At 74.5% G+C, this 19,981-nt stretch carries 16 protein-coding genes and 2 pseudogenes; 11 read left to right on the plus strand and 7 right to left on the minus strand.

The features are described 5' to 3' along the window. Positions 1-160: 160 nt before the first annotated feature. Complete coding sequence (locus ACZ69M_RS44130; RefSeq protein ID WP_470059118.1) at positions 161-1,126, minus strand: Gfo/Idh/MocA family protein; 966 nt, start codon at positions 1,124-1,126, stop codon at positions 161-163. A 29-nt stretch (positions 1,127-1,155) separates the two neighbouring features. After that, positions 1,156-2,556 carry an NDP-hexose 2,3-dehydratase family protein gene (locus ACZ69M_RS44135; RefSeq protein WP_470059120.1) on the minus strand — a complete coding sequence of 467 codons (1,401 nt, stop codon included), beginning with the start codon at positions 2,554-2,556 and terminating at the stop codon, positions 1,156-1,158. Between the two features lie 155 nt (positions 2,557-2,711). Between ACZ69M_RS44135 and ACZ69M_RS44140 the strand changes: the two are divergent. Further along, a pseudogene (locus ACZ69M_RS44140) lies at positions 2,712-3,032 on the plus strand (zinc ribbon domain-containing protein); the annotation flags it as partial. Positions 3,033-3,246: 214 nt separating this feature from the next. Next, a complete protein-coding gene (locus tag ACZ69M_RS44145) occupies positions 3,247-4,431 on the plus strand; it encodes a glycosyltransferase (protein ID WP_403703769.1) in 1,185 nt (394 codons plus the stop codon). Positions 4,432-5,030: 599 nt separating this feature from the next. On the opposite strand, the gene ACZ69M_RS44150 is transcribed toward ACZ69M_RS44145, so the two are convergent. Continuing rightward, a complete protein-coding gene (locus ACZ69M_RS44150; RefSeq protein ID WP_470059122.1) occupies positions 5,031-6,650 on the minus strand; it encodes a condensation domain-containing protein in 1,620 nt (539 codons plus the stop codon). A 173-nt stretch (positions 6,651-6,823) separates the two neighbouring features. On the opposite strand from ACZ69M_RS44150, the gene ACZ69M_RS44155 reads away from it, so the two are divergent. After that, entirely contained in the window at positions 6,824-7,444 is a 621-nt protein-coding gene (locus ACZ69M_RS44155; RefSeq protein WP_470059124.1) for a TetR/AcrR family transcriptional regulator, read from the plus strand. A 162-nt stretch (positions 7,445-7,606) separates the two neighbouring features. Here the strand turns inward: ACZ69M_RS44155 and ACZ69M_RS44160 are convergent, their stop codons facing one another. After that, positions 7,607-8,068, minus strand: a complete 462-nt coding sequence (locus ACZ69M_RS44160; protein ID WP_403705000.1) for a DUF2871 domain-containing protein — start codon at positions 8,066-8,068, stop codon at positions 7,607-7,609. A gap of 207 nt (positions 8,069-8,275) precedes the next feature. Here ACZ69M_RS44160 and ACZ69M_RS44165 point away from each other — a divergent pair, with 207 nt between their 5' ends. From ACZ69M_RS44165 to ACZ69M_RS44180, 4 genes are all read left to right on the plus strand, one after another. Further along, entirely contained in the window at positions 8,276-8,413 is a 138-nt protein-coding gene (locus tag ACZ69M_RS44165) for a hypothetical protein (RefSeq protein ID WP_159055364.1), read from the plus strand. An 805-nt stretch (positions 8,414-9,218) separates the two neighbouring features. Then, complete coding sequence (locus ACZ69M_RS44170) at positions 9,219-9,836, plus strand: TetR/AcrR family transcriptional regulator (RefSeq protein WP_470059127.1); 618 nt, start codon at positions 9,219-9,221, stop codon at positions 9,834-9,836. Further along, the gene (locus tag ACZ69M_RS44175; protein WP_470059129.1) at positions 9,833-10,597 is read left to right on the plus strand and encodes an SDR family NAD(P)-dependent oxidoreductase; all 765 of its coding nucleotides are present in this window, start codon (positions 9,833-9,835) and stop codon (positions 10,595-10,597) included. The genes ACZ69M_RS44170 and ACZ69M_RS44175 overlap by 4 nt, the downstream gene beginning before the upstream one ends. 65 nt (positions 10,598-10,662) lie before the next feature. Then, positions 10,663-11,541 carry an ABC transporter substrate-binding protein gene (locus ACZ69M_RS44180; protein WP_470059131.1) on the plus strand — a complete coding sequence of 293 codons (879 nt, stop codon included), beginning with the start codon at positions 10,663-10,665 and terminating at the stop codon, positions 11,539-11,541. Between the two features lie 120 nt (positions 11,542-11,661). Here the strand turns inward: ACZ69M_RS44180 and ACZ69M_RS44185 are convergent, their stop codons facing one another. Then, positions 11,662-13,137, minus strand: coding sequence for a condensation domain-containing protein (locus ACZ69M_RS44185; protein WP_470059133.1), 1,476 nt, complete (start codon positions 13,135-13,137; stop codon positions 11,662-11,664). 603 nt (positions 13,138-13,740) lie between these two features. On the opposite strand from ACZ69M_RS44185, the gene ACZ69M_RS44190 reads away from it, so the two are divergent. Then, entirely contained in the window at positions 13,741-14,409 is a 669-nt protein-coding gene (locus ACZ69M_RS44190; protein ID WP_470059135.1) for a nitroreductase, read from the plus strand. A gap of 91 nt (positions 14,410-14,500) precedes the next feature. Here ACZ69M_RS44190 and ACZ69M_RS44195 read toward each other — a convergent pair whose 3' ends face one another. Next, positions 14,501-14,824 (minus strand): acyl carrier protein, encoded by a 324-nt coding sequence (locus ACZ69M_RS44195; protein ID WP_403704988.1) that lies wholly within the window; start codon positions 14,822-14,824, stop codon positions 14,501-14,503. Positions 14,825-15,059: 235 nt separating this feature from the next. After that, a complete protein-coding gene (locus tag ACZ69M_RS44200; protein ID WP_470059138.1) occupies positions 15,060-15,608 on the minus strand; it encodes a hypothetical protein in 549 nt (182 codons plus the stop codon). Between the two features lie 334 nt (positions 15,609-15,942). Between ACZ69M_RS44200 and ACZ69M_RS44205 the strand changes: the two genes are divergently transcribed. The 3 genes and pseudogenes from ACZ69M_RS44205 to ACZ69M_RS44215 form a co-directional block, all read left to right on the plus strand. Beyond that, positions 15,943-17,256, plus strand: a complete 1,314-nt coding sequence (locus tag ACZ69M_RS44205) for an aminotransferase class V-fold PLP-dependent enzyme (protein WP_470059140.1) — start codon at positions 15,943-15,945, stop codon at positions 17,254-17,256. A gap of 130 nt (positions 17,257-17,386) precedes the next feature. Beyond that, complete coding sequence (locus tag ACZ69M_RS44210; RefSeq protein WP_470059142.1) at positions 17,387-18,451, plus strand: serine/threonine-protein kinase; 1,065 nt, start codon at positions 17,387-17,389, stop codon at positions 18,449-18,451. Between the two features lie 248 nt (positions 18,452-18,699). Beyond that, a pseudogene (locus ACZ69M_RS44215) lies at positions 18,700-19,956 on the plus strand (DUF6777 domain-containing protein); the annotation flags it as partial. Positions 19,957-19,981 lie beyond the last annotated feature (25 nt).

The following is a 19,981-nucleotide window of genomic DNA, read 5'->3' on the forward strand; positions in this document are numbered from 1 at the left end:
TAGGGGGTTTGCTCGCCCAACCAGCCCCCGAACAACCCCCCCCCCACCCAACACCCCAGCCCTCCACCACCCAACACAAAAACTCCCCCCCCCCAACGCCCCCCCCCCCCCGGGCCGCCCGTGCGTGAGCTGGTACGGGGCCGGGGCGTCCGTGTGTTGTCTATACGGGGCCGGGGCGGGCCGCGGCCTGTTCGACGGCGTCGGTGAGCCGGGCGTGGGCGAGGAGGGCCTCGGTGTGCGGGGTGAAGTCCTCGCGGCCGAGGACGGCCCGGGCGAAGACGCCGGCGATGTTGGTGAAGTGGGTGTCCGGGGCGAGGCGGATCTCGCGGACGGTGCCGCCGCGTTCGACGTGCAGGACGGGGACGTGCTCGTCGGGGGTGCTGAAGGCGCGTTCCAGGCGCAGCCGTCCCTGGCTGCCCCACAGGTCGTAGCCGCTGCGGTAGGCGTGTTCGACGCCGTAGGCGAGCTGGGCGGTGGCCCCGGAGGCGGCGGTCAGCAGGGCGCCGCCGGCGGGCGCGGGCCCCTGCGCGGTGGCGGGGCTCACGTGGGCGCCGGCCACCCGCAGGTGCGGGCCGAGGAAGAGCTGGGCGGCGCGCAGCGGGTAGGCGGCGACCTCGGGCAGGGTGCTGGCCCGCCGCAGGGTGCCGTCGGTGTCGCGGCGCAGCGGGATGCCGAACTCGGAGCCGAACAGGCGCAGTTCGCCGATCAGCCCGTCGCCGAGCAGCTTCTGGACGCGGGCGTGCTGGGAGTGGTGGAGGAACATGAAGCTCTCCATCAGCAGCAGGCCGCGCTCGCGGGCGAGGGACACCGCCTTGTCCGCGTCCGCGAGACGGGCGGCGAACGGCTTCTCGCACAGCACGTGCTTGCCGGCCTGGAGGGCCCGCAGGGTCCACTCCACGTGCAGTTCGGGCGGCAGCGGCAGGTAGACGGCGTCCACGTCGTCGCGCTCCAGCAGCCCGGCGTAGCCGGCCACCGGCGTGCCGCCGAACCGGCCGGTGAACGCCCGCGCCTTGGCGAGGCTGCGGCTGGCGATCGCGGTCACCTCGACGAGCGGCTGGCGGGCCATCGAGGGCAGCATGCGCCGCTCGGCGATGTCCGCGCAGCCCAGCACCCCGATCCGCAGCACGCCCGCTCCTGGTACGCGCACGGGCCCGTTCACCGGGCGTACGCCCCGCCGCGGGCCCAGGCCGCGCGCAGTCCGCTCAGCAGGGTCCGGGCCTCGATGTTGAGGTAGTTGCTGTGCCGCAGCAGGGCGGACAGCTGGCCGACGGTCACCCACAGGAAGTCCCCGGGTACGTCGACGGGGAACTCGCCGCCCACTTCCATCAGGACGTAGCGGTTGCCGGCGTGGTGGAAGCGTCCGCCCTCCTCGGACTGCACGGTGTCGTACAGCAGCGTGCCGGGATCGGCGCGCAGGACGAGGTCGAGGTAGCGGGGCCGGCGGGGGAGGGGCAGGGTCAGGGCGCGGCCGGGCTGGCACTGCACGGTGGGGCCGAGTTCGGCCACGTCCAGGACGCCGGCCTCGGAGCGGGCGTGGGCGAGCAGGTGCGGCACGCCGCCGATGCGGCGCACCAGGAACGCCGACAGGCCCTGTTCGGCCGGCGCGAGCAGGGGCTGGGTCCAGCGGGTGACCTCGCGGTTGGCGGCGGCCACGGACGCGGCGATGACGGTGAAGTGGTGGCCGCTGTCGTGGGCGATGGCGTCCTCGGTGCGCCGCCAGCCCTGCACGGCGGCCAGCGGCATGCTGGTCTGCACGAGCTCGCGGTGGGCCTTGATCTCGGTGAGCCGGTTGAGGAGGTGCTCCATGCTGTGCAGCGGGGGCCCTTCGTCGGCGTGCGAGGGGATCAGCGACAGCACGGTGCGGGCGTCCATGTTGACCACGTTCGACTCGCGCAGCAGCTGGTGGATCTGGCCGAGGGTCAGCCAGACGAAGTCCTCGTGCGCGGGGACGGGGCCGAGGGCCTCGACCACCATGTTCCGGTTGCGTTTGCGCAGGAACCAGGAGCCCTGTTCGGACTGCAGGGAGTCGAACAGCACCCGGGAGCCGGTCCGCGGCGGGGCGAAGTACTCGATGTAGTTCACCCGGGCGCCCTTGTGCACGCCGGTGTAGTTGCTGCGGGTGGCCTGCACGGTGGGGGACAGCTGGACGGTCTCGAGGTTGCCCGGTTCCATCTTGGCCTGCATCAGGCAGTGCAGGACGCCGTCGAACTCCTTGACGACGATGCCCAGGATGCCGATCTCGGGCTGGTTGATGATCGGCTGCGACCAGGACGCGGCGTGCCCGTCCCACTCGGCGCGCACCTGCAGGCCCTCCACGGAGAAGAACCGGCCGCTGTCGTGCACGAGGTTGCCGGTGGAGTCCGAAAAGCGCCAGCCGGCCAGGTCGCGGAAGGGGATGCGCCGCACCTCGTAGCGGTTGGTGCGGCGCTGCTCGGCGAACCATTCGCGGAAGACCGGATTGGGCGTCACCGGGCTGTCCAGGGTCTGGGCCGACAGCGTGAAGCGCCGCCCCAGAGGGGTGAGGGTGCCGGGGGGCACCGCCTGGGTGATGGTCATCGGGAACCTCCGGGGAAGCCCCTGCCTTCAGGCGGGGGAGGAATCGGACTCCTGCGGAGCAGGGCAGGGAAAGGGGAAGCGCCGCCAGGGCGATTCGGCGTCCACACCCGACAGACCGTCAGGCGGTCCCAAACTGATGCGCTGGTTTGCGGGCTGTGACCACTCGTGTGAGGCGGGCGTTCAAGTACCGCTTCTGTCCGGCCGGCGCGCAGGCAGCCGAGCTGTCTCCCCGCTCGAAGCTGTGCGGGACCTGCGGCGCGGTTCGCGGGAAACTGCCGCTGGACGTCCGGGAGCGGACGTGCGGCTGTGGCACCGTGCACGGCCGTGACGTGGACGCGGCACGCAACATCCTGGCCGCCGGGCCGGCGGCGTCTGCCTGTGGAGGCGGTGTAAGACCTCAACGGGAGTCCTCCCGGACGGGGCAGTCGGCGATGAACCAGGAAACCCAGCGGGCGACCGCTGGAAGCCCCCGCCTTTGGGCGGAGGAGGAAGTCGACAGCCGTGACTCCTTCGCCGTGTGCCGCGCGCCCAGGGCCAGGTCGCCGCCACGACGATCCGCCAGGGCGATCGGCTGTGACTGGAGAGCGCCTCGAAACGCCCCGCACGCCCGCTCGAACCCCCGTGCCTGCCGGTGCTATGTCTCCTGTCACTGCTAGACAAAGGGTGGGGGCGTCCCTACCGTGGGGCGGTATGAGAATCCTCTTTGCCAGCGCGGGCAACTTCGGGCACGTGTATCCCCTGCTTCCCTTGGCGAAGGCCGCGCGCGCCGCGGGCCACGAGGTCGCTTTCGCCACCGGCGAGCAGCTGCACCCGGCCCTGCGGGCGGCCGGCCTCGAGCCGGTGGCGGCGGGCCGCTCGGTTCCCGAGGCGTTCATGGAAGCAGTACGCGGCAGTGCCGGCCTCGAACACGGCGAGGGCGACGGCGACCTGGGCGCCCAGGACGTGCCGCCCGAGGTACTGGCCGACCTGCATGTGAAGGTGTTCGGCTCGGTGCTGCCCCGCTGGGTGGCCGCCGACCTCGCCCCCGTCCTGGCCGGCGGGAGCTTCGACCTCGTCGTCTACGAGGCGCTCAACCCCGGCGCCGCCTTCGCCGCGCACCTGGCGGGCGTGCCCGCCGTCGCGCACGGCGTGGGCGTGATGGCGATGGGCCCCGAGGAGGCCCGCATCCAGGAGGAACTGCTGGCCACCGCCGCCGACCTGGGCGTGCACGTGCCCGGCGGCCAGCTGCTGGCCCTGGCCCGCACCTACATCGACATCTGCCCGCCCTCCCTCCAGGACCGCGGCTTCCTGGCCGCCCCGCTGCCCCGCGTCGAGCAGCGCCCCGTCGCCTACGGCGAGCCGGGCGAACTGCCCGCGGCCATCCGGGACGCGGACGGCCCCTTCGTCTACCTGACCCTGGGCACCGCACTGGGCTCGGTGGACGTCCTGCGCACGGTCATCGAAGGGCTGCTGCCGCTCGAGGTGCCGGTCCTGGTGGCCACCGGCCCGGTGGTGGACGTCGCCGACCTGGGCGAACTGCCCGAGCGGGTGGTGGCGGCCGCGTGGGTGGCCCAGCCCGAGGCACTGAAGCGGGCGGCCCTGGTCGTCCAGCACGGCGGCGCCGGCACCACCCTGGCCGCGCTCGCGGCCGGACTGCCCCAGCTGATCCTCCCGCAGGGCGCCGACGGACCCGCCAACGCCGCCGCCGTACGCGACGCGGGCGCGGGCGAGGTGGTCTACGCCGCCGACCTGTCGGCCGGCGCGGTCACCGCACAGGCCCGCCGCATCCTGGGCGACGAGACCTACCGCGACGCGGCCCGCAAGGTCGCCACCGAGATCGCCTCCATGCCCGCCCCCGCCGAAACCGCCACCCGCCTCCCGCAGTTCACGACCTGACGGCGCCCCCGGTCCCGGCGCCTGCCCCCGGCCCCCGGGCATCCGCCCCCGGTCCCGGCGCCTGCCCCCGGCCCCCGGGCATCCGGCCCCGGTCCCGGCGCCTGCCCCGGCCTGCGGGCATCCGGCCCCGGTCCCGGGCGCCGGATCCCCGCCCCGGCCCGGCGTGCCTGGCCCCGGCCTGTGGGGGCCTGGTCCCCGTCCCCGGGGCGGGACCCGGCCCCAGGCCGGGGCCTGCAGACCAGGCCCCTGGGGGGCAAGGTGCCCGGGGCTCCTGGCCGCGCCTCCGGGGCGCTCACCCCCCGGGGGGTGTCCCGTCCGTAGAAGGAGTGACTCCCGCTCCGCCGCAGGACCGACTCCCGTACGCCGGGAGGGGGACGGTTCCCGCTCCCGGGAGCCGTCCCCTCCCCGGGGCCCTGGTCCGCCCGGCCGAGTCCGCCTCGGGTGCGTATCCCGCCCAACCCCCGGAGGGATACGCACCCCGCCCCCCGGGCGCCGGCCCGCCGGCCGCCCGGGCACCGGCTCCGGTGCGCGCGTGCATTCCCCCGGCACGCGCGCACCGGACGCCCCCGCCGCCGCACGGCACGACGGCGGGTACGGGGCTAGGGGAGCGGCAGGGCAAGGCCGCGTGCGCCGGCCGGGGCGGGCAGCAGGTCCTCGACCGGGGTGTGCGGGGGCGCCGCCGTCAGCGCGGCCAGCGCGCCGCGCATCTCGCGGGCCAGCCGCACGGCCCGCGTGCGGGAGAGCACCGCGGGGGCGAACTCCAGGCGCAGCAGCGGGTCTTCGCGCCAGCGCAGCACGGTCAGCGCGGCGTCCGCCGTGACGGCGCCCGCGTGCCCGTGATGGAAACGCGCGCTCAAGGCGCCCGCCCGCACGCGCGCGGGCAGCAGCTCGTCGCGGGCCGCGAACGTCACCGGCGTCAGGACGGGCCGGGAGCGGTCCGGGCGCACCCCGAGCTCGCGCGCCAGCTCGGCGGTGTCGAGGTCCGCGCAGCCGAGGGCCTCGCCGAACGCGCAGGCGATCCCGCGCAGGAAGTAGTCGACGCCGCCCTCCAGTTCACAGCCCACCGGCACCGTCGCCGAGCACGGCGCGAGGGTGCCCAGTAGCGCCGCCGTGGCACGGCGCGGCACCTCGCAGCCCACCAGCAGCCGCTCCAGGCCCGCGCGCCGGCCCACGGCCAGCGCCCACGCCGCCAGCAGCACCGTGCCGTGCGGCACACCGGCCCGCCGGGCCGTCGCATCGGCCGCGTCCCGCAGCTGCACGTCGAGGCCGACGTGCAGCCGCTCGCCGCGGACATCGAACACGGCGGGCCGCGGCGCACCCTCCGCCCAGTCCACGGCGGCGGGGAAGCCGCGCAGCCGCTCGGCCCGCCCGGCCGCCGCGCGCAGCCCGCCCGGCCGGCCGGCCACCGCGGCGCGCCCCGCCGTATCCGGCCCGGGCCGCACCGCCCGCACCAGCGGACGCCGGTGCACGGCACGGTCGTAGTCGGCGAGCAGTTCCTGCCACAGCAGCGCCGCCGACCAGCCGTCGGCCACCGCGTCGTGGTACACGAACGACAGCAGATGCGCACCCCCGGCCAGACGGCTCAGGGCGAAGACGAGCGGTGGCCGGCCCGGCCGGCCGACCAACTGCCGCGCCCGCGCGGCCAGATACCCGTGCACCGCCGCCACCGGGTCCCCGCCCCCGCCCGCTCCCGCCGCCTCCAGAGTGACCAGCGGCGGGGCGCAGGCGGCGAGAACCCGCCGCACCGGACCGTGCGGCGCATCCGCGAACACCGTCCGCAGGCCCTCGTGCCGCGCACCGAGAGCGGCGAGCACACGGCGCAGCGCGCCCGCGTCGAGCGGTCCGGCCAGCTCGGCACTGAGCACCCGGCACACCGCACCGGCACCCGCCTCCCGCTCGGCGGCCAGCGCCGCCCGCTGCCCGGGCAGCAACGCCCGCACCGCGCCTGCGCCCGCGGGCGGTCCGGGCACCGCGGCCGGGACGGGCACGGCCCGGGCCAGTACGTCCGCCAGCGGGGCGGGGCCCAGCAGCTGCGCCAGGTCCACGGCCAGGCCCAGCTGCCGGCCGGCGCGCGCCTGCAGCCGCACGGCCTGCGCGAGGCCGCCGCCCAGCGTGATGAAGGGAGAACCCGCGGCCCCGGCCGGCAGGGTGCGCCGGTCGCAGCCGATGACGTCCGCGGCCAGGTCGAGCAGCTCCTCCAGGGGAGTCGGGGTCAGCATGGGATGGCCCTCTCTGTGGGCAGTCGTGCCCCGATGCTGGCGCCCGTTCCTCGAAGCCCGCTCGAACCCGCCCCGCACAGCGCCGCCGGTCCCGTACGGCAGCAGCCGATTTCAAAGGCAGGGACTCTATCACTGACAGCTGGATTTTCGCCGAAAGTGCTAAAGTCCGGTTCATGACGCCCCGAGAGCGACGCCTTCGCGAGCAGGCCCAGCGCCACCGGCTGATCCTCACCACAGCCCGTGAGATGGCCGAGTCCGAAGGCTGGGACTACGTCACCACGCGGCGCCTGGCGGACCGTATCGAATACAGCCAGCCGGTGCTCTACCAGCACTTCAAGAACAAGGACGCCATCGTCCACGCGGTCGCCCTGGAGGGCTTCGCCGAACTCGCCGCCGCGCTGCGCACCGCCCGCGAGGCAGCCGGTGACCCGCAGGAGGCGCTGGGCGCGGTCGCCCGCGCCTACGCCGACTTCGCCGAGCGTGGACCGGTCCTCTACGAGGCCATGCTCACCCTCGACCCGGGCGAGGACACCGGCGAGGACGCCACCGGCGAGGACACCAGCGGGGCGGCCGGCACGCCGGCGCCGCTCGCGGACGTCCTCGCCGAGATCAGGCAGGCCGTCGAGCCCGTCGCGGCCGGCCGCGACGGCGGGCTGCTCGCGGAGGTCCTGTGGAGTGCCTGGCACGGCCTGGCCGCCCTCACCCGGGCGGGCCGCCTGCGCCCGGATCCGGCGCGGCAGCGGCTGGCCGCCCTGACCGACGCGCTGCTGGGCCCGGCGGCCCAGCCCGTCTGACCCGCAGGGCCCGGTCCCTCCTGCCGCGAACAGCCGCCCGGCCGGCCAGGCCCGGGACGGCGGCCCGGCCCGTCCAGGACGGGCGGGATGCGTCCGGGCCGCAGCCGGCCCGGACCGGACTCCCGGACCGGGATGTCGGACGGGGGCCCTCAGGCCGGGCTCTCAGACGGGGCTCTTGGCCGTCTCCTTCTCCTGCTCCGGTTCGGCGGGGCCCGCCCCGGCGGACTCGTTCAGCCGTTTGCCGAGGAGCACGAACAGCAGGATGAGTCCCACCGTGAGCAGGATGTGCCCGAGGCCCGCGGTCAGCGGCACCGCCTCGGGGACATGGTCGCCGAGCACGGTCTCGGTGCCGTGGACGAACATCATGGCGACGGTGATCGTGATGCCCACGTTGTAGAACCAGAAGAAGTACGTGAACAGTTTCGTCCCGGACAGGGTGAACTGCTTGTCCAGGGCGAGGACGATGAGGAAACCCATCATGCCCAGCGCGAGCAGATGGGTGTGCATGAGCGCCAGCTGGGTGTCGCCGGTGAAATCGTTGGCTTTGGTGAACTCCCGGTAATACAGCCCGGAGATCACTCCCAGGATCATGTAGACGTGTGCCGCGTAGTACGACTTCCGCATCCCCGTGCTCGCTCCCTGCCGGTCAGTGCTGGTCAATTCAGGCTCTGCCGGGGGCCATTGAAGCACTCCGGAACGAACGCTTCGCCCGATTCGGGAGATCGTTCGAGCTCCTCTCGAGCAGGTCTCGAGGACCTCTGCGACGCCCCGGGCCAGGCTGGGGCGTCGAGGTTCGTCCACGCAAAGCCCACGCAGACGAAAGGCACCCGCATGAGGCACTCCCGTACGGTCGCGGCCGTCGCCGCGGTCACCGGACTCTTCCTGGCCGCCGCGGGCGCGGCGAGCGCACAGGTCACGCCCGGACCCGTCACCCCGCCGTCCCCCAAGGACCCGGAAGAGGCCGTATGACACACCTCCGCAGCGCCTGCGGCGGGCCGGCCTCCCGCTGCCGCCGGCGGCGGCCCGGGGCCTGAACGTCGTCCTCCCCCCCTGCCGTCGTGCTGCCCGGCCGCCGTGGAGACCTCCGCGTCCGCGGATGCCGGCCGCTCTCCGTCCGGGGCCGCACCCTGACAAGGCGTCAGGGCCGGCTCAGGGCGGGGCAGGGGCGTCACCGATGGCGGTCGGCGGGCGGTGGACAGCAGGCTGACGACCATGCCGCACCACTGCCGATCAGCCCCGCTTCCCTCTCGCCCGCCGAGCCGCCGCCCCCGCCGATACGGCCCCCGTCGCGCAGCCCGCGGCTGGTCTCAGCGACCGTCCGGCCCTCCCCGCCGGGGCCGGTCCGGCCCGACGCAGGGCGAGCGCGCGCGGCGGCCGGTCCGACTTCTGCACCGGGCGGTTCGGCCTGCGATTCAGGCTGATGAGCCCGTGGCTGCCGCAGGACTGCACCATCGGCGCCGGTGCGCCGGTCGGCTTCGGGCTGAAGCGATCGGGCCCTTCGCGGTGGATCTCCACGAACCCGCCGCTGAGGACTGCGGGCCGATGGCCGCACCGCTCAGCCGGAGGCTCGGGCTCCCGGCGCCGAGCGGGAACCTGATGGCGTACGACGCGACCTGCACCTTCAGGACCTGCGACCCGTACGGTCCCCGCCCACTTCGCCCGTGTCCGACGTAAAGGTCCGCTTTGGCGGCACAAAGGCGGAGAAGTCATCCTGGAAACTATGGAAACCGAATTAGTTTCCCCAGTTTCCGAGAGGGGCGGGCAGCGGGCTGACGTGATCGTGGAGGCGGCCGGCCGGCTGTTCTTCGCGCCGGGTTCGGTGCGGGTGAGCATGGACGATCTCGCCCGTGAGCTCGGGATGAGCAAGAAGACGATCTACCGTCATTTCCCGGACAAACGCAGCCTGCTGGCCGCGGTGCTGGACCGGCAGTTCGCGGCGGTGGAGCGCACGCTGGCGGCGGCCCAGGACGCGCAAGGGCAGCCGTTCGGTGTGCGGGTCCAGCGGTTTCTGATCGCGGCGGGCAGTGAGCTCGGGCGGATCGGCGCGGCCCAGCTCGCGGCGGGACGGGGTGATGCGGTGCTGCGCCGGTACGTGGAGCAGCGCGTGGACGCGGTGGTCTACCGGCGGCTCGGTGAACTGTTCCGGGACGGGCACCGGCAGGGACTGCTGTCGGCGCCGCCCGAGCTGCTGAGTGAGATCACCCGCGGCGCGCTGGAGCGGCTGCTCACCTCGCAGCTGCCGCGCGAACTCGGCCGGACCGCGGCCGATCTGCTGCGGGCGAGCGTCGACACCGTGCTCTACGGGGCGATCCGCCCGGCACACCCCGCCACCGGCGACGAACCACTCGAGGCGGTCATTCCGACGGCCCGCGATGAGGAGGTGGACCCATGACCGGGACAAGCGGCAGGGTGGCCCTGGTGACAGGGGCCAGCAGCGGAATCGGTGCGGCCACCGCGCGTCTGCTGGCCGCCCGGGGGATGCGCGTGGTGGTCAACTACCTCCGCAGCGGCACGGCGGCCGGGGAGATCGTGGCCGGTATCGAGGCCGCGGGCGGCCAGGCCATGGCCGTACAGGCCGACGTGCGCGAGGCGGCGGCGGTCGAGAGCATGGTCGGGCAGGTCCAGGCGGCATGGGGCGCCATCGACGTGCTCGTGCACAACGCGCTCATCCCGTATGCGGTCAAGTCGTTCCAGGACATGACGTGGGAAGAACTGGGCGGCAAGCTCGACGCCGAGATGCATGCGGCGTTCGCGGTCACCAAAGCCGTCCTGCCCGCCATGACCGAACAGGGCTGGGGACGCATCATCTACATCGGTACCGGCCTCAGCCGCCGGCCCCGGGATCACATGATCGCGCTGGGCACCGCCAAGGCCGCACTGGAGCAGTTCGCCCGCTACCTCGCCCAGGAACTGGGCCCGCAGGGCGTCACGGTCAACATCGTCGCGCCCGGCCCGGTGGAGGACACCCGCATGGCCCACATGACGGATGTGTTCGACAACGAGCACAAGCAGCGCCAGGTGGCCGCCACCCCGCTGGGCCGCCTGGCACACCCGGACGACGTCGCCCAGGCGGTCGCCTTCTACGCCGGCGAGGACAACGCCTTCATGACCGGCACCACGGCCGTGGTCAACGGCGGCATGTCCATGTACTGACGGTATCGACGGTACTGACGGTACTGACGCCCCGCTGTCCTGTGACACGATCAAGGGAAACGTTCATGTACACGGTCGATCTCGCCTACGTCGGGCGGGGCCTGCACGAGGAACTGGTCGCCCACATCGCCGACCAGCAGGGCTACTACGCCGACGAGGGCGTCCACGTCGCGCTGCGCGACGGCTGCTCCTGGGACGAGGAGCGGCTGCGCCGCGGCGCCACCATCGGGCTCGGCCGGGCACTGCTGTCCCGGCTGACCGACGGCATCCCCTGGGTCGCACTCCATGTCAACACCACCCGCCCGCTGTTCTGGTTCCTCGCCCGCCCCGGCCTGACCTCCCTGGCCGACCTGGCCGGCCGGCGGCTGGCGGTGCACGCCCCCCGCACCGCACCCGGGTGCTTCACCCGGATCGTGCTGCGCCGGGCCGGCCTCGACCCGGACCGCGACATCCACACCGTCGTCCGCCCGCCCGGCGACTACGGCATGGACCTGCGCCGGCTGCACGAGGGCAGCATCGACGCCGCCCTGGTGGGCAGCACCATGGCACCGGAGGCGATAGCCGCCGAGCACGGCTGGCAGGTACTGGCCTGGGTCGGCGGCCACTTCCGGATCCCCACCGTGGGCGTGGCCGTCGACCCCACCCGCATCCGCCCGGACGACCCCGGGATCCAGGCCGTCGTACGAGCCCACCGGCGCGCCCTGCAGGTGATCCACGACGAACCCGACACCACGGTGCGGCACATGCAGACCTTCCTCGGCCGGCACACCGCGGACGAGGTCCGGGCCCACTACGAGACGTTCATCGCGCCGTACTTCACCACCGGCGGCCAGGCCGACCCCGCCGTCGGCGCCGGCGCGATCACCGCGGTCGCCACCGAACTCGGCGTCCCCGCCACCGTCACCGCGGCCGAGTTCTACCGCACTGCAGCCACCGCGCCCTAGGAGCCCGCCGGCGCCGGCGCTGCCCCAGTGCAGGGGATGCCCGGCAGGGCGTCTCGAGCCCGCCTCCCGGGGACCGGGCCCGGCCCGCCCCGGGATCGCAGGCCGCAGAGCCACCCGGGCTCACCCGGCCACCGGCACCGGCGTCACCGCGGGCGCCGGACGGCGGGCGGGGGAGGAGGTGGTGTGTTCCCCGGCCCCGGCCGGGGCGAGCGGCGGCCTCGTCCCGCCGCCCAGCCGGCTCAGCGCGGCGGCGGGAGCGTCGAGAGCGGCCTCGAGCAGGGCGGCCAGCTGCCCGGTCAGGCGGGCGGCGGCCGTCTCGCCGACGGCGTCGCACTGGTAGGCGGCGGTGACGGCGATGCCCGCGGGCGCGCCGGCCGGCGTGTGCCGTTCGGTCAGGATCAGGCCGAGGGCCGCGGCCCGCAGGGGGAGCAGGGGCGGGGCCGCCCGCACGGTGAGCCCGGCCGCCTCGTACGCCTCGCCGCTGTCCGCCAGGACGCTCAGCGCGATGCCGCCGGGCCGGGCCAGCGCCGCGGTGCCGGCGCGGTAGGCGGCGAGGTCCGCGGCGCGTACCCGGCGCAGCAGCACGGTGAAGGCCGGGTCGCCGGAGGTGTCCACGGACAGGGCCAGTACCCGCCCGTAGGGGCCCACGGCCCGGCGCAGGGCGGCGCTGTCACGGGCCGGCACCGGCGCGGCCACGGTGATGGCGGGGCCCGCGCCGAGCCGGGTGAGCAGGGCCGCGAGCGCGGCGTGCACCACCATGAACAGGGTGGCGCCCTGCGTGGCGGCCAGCCGGGCCAGCCGCTGGTGCAGGCCGGCGTCCCAGTCGAGGGCGAGGCGGCCGACACGGGCGTCGGCCGGGGCGGGCCGGCTGCCCGGCGGCACGGTGGGCGCCAGGTCACCGGCCCTCGCCCGGGGCGCCGCCTCGGGCACCGGGCCCTCCCAGCGCGGCGGCCGGCCCGCGGCCCGTGCCCGGTAGGCCAGGGCGAGTTCGGCGGCCAGCGGGGTGTGCGACCACAGGTCGACCAGGTCGGCCGGGAGAGTGAGCTCCAGCAGGTGGTCCTCGGCGGCCAGGGCGCGCAGCCGGGTGCCGGCCGAGCCCAGCCGGCTGTTGCGCAGCGCCCCGTGACGGTGCCCCACATCGCCCAGCGCCTCCTGCAGCGCCCCTGCGTTCAGTGCCCCGCGCAGCCGCAGCGGCAGGACCGTGCTGCCCTCCCCGTCGAGTGCCTCGCCGAGCGCCCCGGCGGGCCCCGTGGCGGCGGCCGGCCGCTCGCCGGCCGCCGCGGCGAACCGGGCCGGGGTGGGCGCCTCGCGCAGGGCGCGGTCGTCCAGGCCGGCACCCAGCACCCGGCGGGCCCGGGCCAGCAGCCGGGCCGCGGCCGCGGGATGCCCGCCGATGCGGAAGAAGTCGGAGTCGGCGTGGACGGTGCGCCGCGGCACGCCGATCGCCTCGGCGAACAGGTCGCGGACGATCTCCTGCAGGGGCGTGCCGGGCGGTTCGGCGCCGGACGCGGGCGGCGCGGCGTGCGGCAGCGCCGGCCGTGTCGTCAGTGCGGAGGGGACCGGGCGGCCGGGCGGCTTCTGACCGGAGAGTGACATCGCGGCTCGCTCCTTCGACAGCGGCTACAGAAGGAAGGCTTGGCAAAACCTTGCCAGGATCCTGGCAACGGGATCCTGAGGGGCTGTCTCGGACCGCTGGAGCACCACTCGAGCCCCTGCCCTCCTCGCGGTGTCGCCGCAAGGGGTCTGGGAGGGGCCGGCCCGGACATGGCCGGGCCGCGGGGGCATGGTGAGCTCCGGGACGATGAAGTCGAGGTCCAGGCCTAGGGTGTCTTTGAGGACGGCCTCCTGGCAGTTCTGCGCGAACTCGTAGCCCTCGCGCGGGGCGCCGGGTGCGGAGGAGCCGCCGCGCCCGGCGACAACGGCGCACGCCCTGAAGGGCGACGGGATCGAGCGGCTGTACAGCGGAGCGCCGGTCAGGACGGCGTCCGCCCGCTCCGGCTCCTCGATGACGCGGAGGATCGGGCGGCGGCGGTGATGCGCGGGACGGGGCCGGCGGCGAGGCCGCGGTAGATGAAGGTGCCCTCCGGGGATCAGGGCAGAGGATTTGTATGCGGATATAGTTGGACATGAGATGGTATTGAGTGATACTATATTGAGTGAAACGAAAGTGGTGCGTTGAGCGGAGGGAGGTGGACGATCGTGGACGTCTATGAGGCGGTCACGAGCCGGCGGGCGGTGCGTGGTTTCACCGACCGGCCCGTCCCGAGGGATGTCCTGGAGCGGGTGCTGTCCGGCGCGGCCTGGGCACCGTCCGGATCGAACCTCCAGCCGTGGCACATCTACGTGCTGACCGGCGGACCGCTGGCCGAACTCAAGAAGCGCGCCGGCGAGCGCCTGGCCGCGGGCGACCCCTGGGACGAGCCGGAGTACGAGCAGTACCCGCCCATACTGAAGTCCCCGTACCGCGAACGCCGATCCGCCTTCGGCGAGCAGCGCTACGGCGCACTCGGCATTCCGCGCGAGGACATAGAGGCGCGCCAGAGGGCCGCCTCCGCGAACTGGGACTGTTTCGGCGCCCCCGCCGCCCTGTTCTGCTACATCGACCGCGACCTGGGCCCGGCCCAGTGGTCCGACCTCGGCATGTATCTGCAGACCGTCATGCTGCTGCTGCGCGCCGAAGGGCTGCACAGCTGCACGCAGATGGCATGGGCGAAGTTCCGCACGACCGTCGCGGAGGTCCTGTCACCCCCGGACGAGCTCATCCTCTTCTGCGGCATGTCGATCGGGTTCGAGGACGTCACGGTGGGCTACACCCGTACGGGCCGGGCGCCGCTCGACGAGACGGTCACGTTCGTCGGCGACTACTGACACCGCCCGCCCTCGGCCGGCCAGGGCGCCGTTTCCCGCCACGCGCACATACGTGGTCCGTAGGCATCAGGGGCCGGCATGCTGTCGGCGCTCAGGCCACGGCCCAGGGGCCCAGGTCGCGCGTGCGGCGGGCGGACGTGGCAGGCCGGCTCTCGTCCCATGCCGGGGCCAGCGCGGCGGAGAGGATGCCCCAGAGGTGGCCGGCGGTCAGGGCGTGCACCGGGACGACGATCTGGCCGGCGAGGCTGACGCGGAACGCGGACTCCAGCGCGCTGACGATGCCGATGAGTGCCATGGAGTCCAGCCCGTAGGCCTCCATCGGGACGTCGGCGGCGGGCTCCTTGTCCTTGCCGAGCCCCGGCAGGCCCTGGCGCAGGACGTCCTCGAATTTCGCGTTCCACGGGGTGTGGGTCATTGGGCGACTTCCTTCCGGGACGCGGGCGAGGCGAAGCGGTGCTCCGGGCAGCACCGTGCCGCATCCCGCTCGAGCCGCCGTGGACGCCCGCTCAGGCCGCCGCAGGCCCGCCCCGGTCATGACCGAAGCCCCCGCCACGGTGCTGCTGCCGGCGGGGGCCTCACGGGTTCGGCGGGTGGTCCGGTGGGCGGGGGTCCGGTGGATGCCGTACGGGGAGCGGGGGCGGGCGGCATCCTCAGACGGCCGCGCTGCCGGCCGCGACCGGCCAGCCGATGTCGTCGGTGGCGGAGGCGGAGGCGGAGGCGGTGGTGGCGGTGGCCTTGGGCCAGCCGATGTCGCCGTTCGCCGAGACGGTGGTGGCCTTCGGCCAGCCGATGTTGCCGTTCGCCGAGACGGTGGTGGCCTTCGGCCTGCCGATGTTGCCGTTCGCCGAGACGACGGTGACCTTGGGCCAGCCGATGTTGCCGTTCGCCGAGACGGTGGTGGCCTTGGGCCAGCCGATGTTGCCGTTCGCCGAGACGGTGGTGGCCTTGGGCCAGCCGATGTCGCCGTTCGCCGAGACGACAGTGACCTTCGGCCAGCCGATGCCATCGGAGGCGGAGGCGGTGGCGGTGGTCTTGGGCCAGCCGATGTTGCCCTCCGCGGAGGCGGCGGTCGTGGTGCTCGCCGCCTTGGGCCAGCCGATGCCGTCCGCGGCGGTGCTGATGCCGCCGGCGGTGAGTACGGCGGAGGCGACGGCGGCAGTGGCGGCGGTGACGGCGAGGCGGGCGACGAGGTTCTTCATGACAGCTCCTCCGTGGCAATGAAGCGAATCTGCGTTGGTAACTTCTTGCCAAGAAGCTTGGCAACGCCTCCTCGGGATCTGCTCGGTATTCGCTGGAGATGGGCTGGAGGCCGGCGAGAGACGCCGTACCGCCTGCGCAGATGCCTGGCAAAGTTTGTCAAACACCCCGCTCCTTGGGGCGTGCGGAGCCGGACCCGAGGGGGTTGAGCAGCACTTTCGCGGCCCCTCCGCTAGAGCGCCGCCGGAGCCCCCGTTGCCATCGCGGCCTCAGGCTAGGCAATCTATTGCCAAGCAAGTTGGCAATATTTGGCGACAGCGGGGGGAGGCCCCGGAAATGAACGCGACGCCGTCATCCACGGACCACAGGGACCACACGTACGGCACGGACCGCACGGAGCCCGCGGACCAGGAGGGCCGGACGGTCCACCTGGACACGGCGGGCTGGGGCACCATGCCCGCCGCCGTCCGCGCACTCGTCGCCGACTGCGCGAGCCGCGAGGACCGCTACGGCCCGCACGAGCTCGAGGAGGACCTCGAGGACGTCCTGCGCACCGAGGTCCACGAGCGTCTCGGCGCGCTGCTCGGCGTCCCGGCCGCCGACACCGCCGTCGTCACGGACGCCGCCGGCGCCTTCGACGCGCTGGTCTCCTGCCTCGCCCCCGGCCGCGGCGAGCGCGTCTGGACGACCCCCTACGAGAGCGCCGCCCGCCTGACCGCCCTCTACGCCCTGCGCGACCGCACCCGCTGCACGGTGGAGGTCGTCCCGCTGCGCGAGGACGGCGACCTGGACCTGGAGTGGATGGCCCGGCACATCGACGACGACGTCGCCCTCGTCTCGGTCGTCCACGTCCCCTCCGGCTGCGGAATCGTCAACCCGGTCGAGGAGATCGGGCAGATCCTCGCCCCGTACCGGTGCGTGTACGCCGTCGACGCCTCCTACTCCGTCGGCCAGCTCCCCGTGGATGCCGGCCGCATCGGCTGCCAGCTGCTGACGGGGGACGGCTGGCGGTTCCTGCGCGGCCCGTACGCCGTCGGGTTCGCTGTCCTGGCGCCCCGGCTGCGTGCCGCGTTCGAGGACGCCGCCGCCCACCGCCCCCTGCCGCCGAACGCGGCCGTCGTGGGCCTGAACGCCGCCCTGGCCCACCACACCGCCACCGCCACCCCCACGGCCACCCCCGACGGGCCCGCCGGCCTGGCCGGGCAGGGGCTCCTGCCCGCCCTGCGCGCCGCCGTCGAGGAGTGCCCCGGCACCGAACTGATCGCCCCCGGCCGGGTCCAGTCCGCCATCCTCGCCTTCCGCCACCGCGACCTGCCCGCCGCGCTCGTCCGCCGCCGGCTGGCGGCCCGCGGCGTCGTCCTGTGGAAGACGGTCGCGCAGGAAACCCCGCTCCACCTGCCCCGCTCCGGCGCCACCACCGCCCTGCGCGCCTCCCTCGGCCCCGACACCACCCCCCAGGACATCGCCCGCTTCGGCCGCGCCCTGCGGGAAGTCGTCCGCGAGGAGACCGCCGGTGCGCAACGCCCCCGCCCCGCCCGCGCCCTCCCTCCCGCCCCCACTCCCCCTCCCGCCCTTGCCCCCGCCCCGGTCCCGCCCGCGGGGCCCCGGCCGTCCGCCCGCCGCCACCTGACCCTGTGCCCCACGCCCTGACCCAAGCGCCCGGAGAAAGCGCTGGATAGAATTCGGGCATGGGTGAGCGGCCCGTCCACACGGCTGCGCCGGGACCCGCTCCGGGAGTCGGTTCCGGCGGCGGTGTGTGATGGGCGCGGGGTCGGGGGGCATGGAGCTGTACTCCGGCCGGGCCTCGGGCCTGATCGGGGCGCAGATCGCGGGCTACCGGGTGGAGCGCGAGATCGGCCGCGGGGGCATGGCCGTCGTGTACTGCGCCAAGGACCTGCGTCTGGACCGTACGGTCGCGCTGAAACTGCTCGCCCCGGAACTGGCCCGCAACGACACCTTCCGGCGCCGCTTCACGCACGAGTCGCTGGTGGCCGCCGCCATCGACCACCCGCACATCGTGCCGGTCTTCGAGGCCGGTGAGACGGACGGTGTCCTGTACATCGCCATGCGGTACGTCTCGGGGCTGGATCTGCGGGCCCTGCTCGACCGGGACGGCCCGCTGCCGGTGACGACCGCGCTGCGGATCGCCGGGCAGGTGGCGTCGGCGCTGGACGCGGCCCATGAACACGATCTGGTGCACCGGGACGTCAAGCCCGGCAACATCCTGGTGGCCCGGGGCACGGACAGCGATCATCCCGAGTACGTCTACCTCACGGATTTCGGGCTGACGAAGAAGTCGCTGTCGCTGACCGGGTTCACGACCGTCGGCGAGTTCGTCGGCACGCTCGACTACGTGGCCCCGGAGCAGATCTCGGGCCGCCCGGTGGACGGCCGGTGCGACCTGTACGGCTTCGCCTGCGTCGTCTACGAAACCCTCGCGGGCGGCCCGCCCTTCCAGCGGGACGACGACATGGCACTGCTGTGGGCGCACCAGTACGACCAGCCGCCGCCCCTGAGCGAGCAACGGCCGGGCATCCCGCCGGCGCTGGACGGCGTGCTGGCCAAGGCCCTGGCGAAGGTCCCCGAGGACCGTTACGACTCCTGCCTGGAGTTCGTGGCGGCACTGCGGGCCGCCGCGAGCGGCGCGGGCGGCACGGACGCCGCTGCCGCTGCCCCCGCCGCTGCCGCTGCCGCTGTCGGCAAGGACGTGCACGCGCCGACCCAGGTGGTCCCCGCGGTCGCCGAACCCGCGCGGGCACCCGATCCGGAGCCGGTGCCGGTGCCGGAGCCGGTGCCGGATCCGCCGCGGTGGGCCCGGCCGGTCTTCGGCCGTACGCCCGGATAGCCGCACGCCGTACACCCGGCCGGGGCACGCCGTACGCCCCGGTTTGGCCCTGCCCGCTCCTGCCGGGGTGCGGGGCCGTCGGCTTGCGAGGTGTGCGGGACGGCCGCACACAATGGTGTGAAGAGGAACCGACGGCCGGAGGGTGAGGGGGCGGGCGCGGGGCCGACGGCAGGAGGTTGTGTTGCGGGTTTCCTGAGGCTGTGCCGCTGGCCTGTGTGCCGCAGGCCCCGATGCCGGGAGTGGAGCTCGTGAGCATCGAACCGTCGTCGTCCCAACCGCCGTCCGGGCGTCCCAAAGGTCCTCCGTCGGGGCCGCTGGCGGGGCCTTCCCAGCCGGACCGGCCCATACCCCCGGAAGCCGAGACCCGCCCCGGCGGCGGGCGGTCGGGACCGCCGGCCGGACCGCCCGGCGGACCCGGCGGCGGGGGCCGGGGCGGCGACGAGGGCCCGCACCACCCGTGGTGGAAGTCCGCGCCCCGGGTGGCCGTGGTCGCCACCGCGATCGTGGCAGCGGTGGCCCTGATCCTCGTGTTCACCCGCTCCGACGACACCTCGAACCAGCAGCGGGGCGAGGTCTTCCTGCAGTCCGCCGGGAGCACGGGCGCGGACCCGTTCACGGAGTCGACCGCGAAGGAGGGCACCGCGCCGACGGCGACACCCTCGCTGCCCTCCACGGCCACGGGCACGGCCACGGGCACGGGCACCGCGGTACGGAGCGTGAGCGGTGACGCCCCCGGCCTCTACGGCGGGACACGCAACGTCGCCAGCTGCGACGTGGAGAAGCAGATCACCGCTCTCAAGGCGGACCCGTCGAAGAACGCGGCCTTCGCCTCGGTGCTGGGCATCCGGCCCTCCGCCGTCCCCGGCTATCTGCGCACCCTCACCCCCGTACGGCTACGGGCGGACACCCGGGTCACCAACCACGGCTACCGCAACGGTTCTGCCACCAGCTATCAGGCCGTGCTGCAGGCGGGGACCGCCGTCCTGGTCGACGACCGCGGGGTACCGCGGGTGCGCTGCGCCTGCGGGAATCCGCTGACACCGCCGGCCGCGCAGCAGAGTGCCGCCCCCAGGCCGGTGGGCCAGTCGTGGTCCGGCTACCGGTCCTCGCACGTGGTCGTCGTCGCGCCGGCGCCCCGCCCGGTGAAGAAGTTCGTCGTGGCGGACCAGAAGAAGGGCGAATGGTTCACCCGGAAGCAGGGCGACCACCGTGGCGAGCACGACAAGAAGACGACACCGCCCCCGCCGCCGCCCCCGCCGTCACCGAAGCCGTCCACGCCGGGCAGGGAACAGACACCCTCGAACGGCAACACCTCGCAGGGACCGGGCAACCCGTCGAACCCGTCGGAGTCGGGCAAGCCCTCGGAGTCTTCCGGGTCGGGCAAGCCGTCGGGGTCGGGTAAGCCCTCGGAGTCTTCCGGGTCGGGCAAGCCGTCGGGGTCGGGTAAGCCCTCGGAGTCTTCCGGGTCGGGCAAGCCGTCGGAGTCGGGCAAGTCGTCGAAGCCGTCGGGGTCGGGCAAGCCCTCGAAGT

This window comes from Streptomyces sp. NPDC107454 (genome assembly GCF_055582885.1).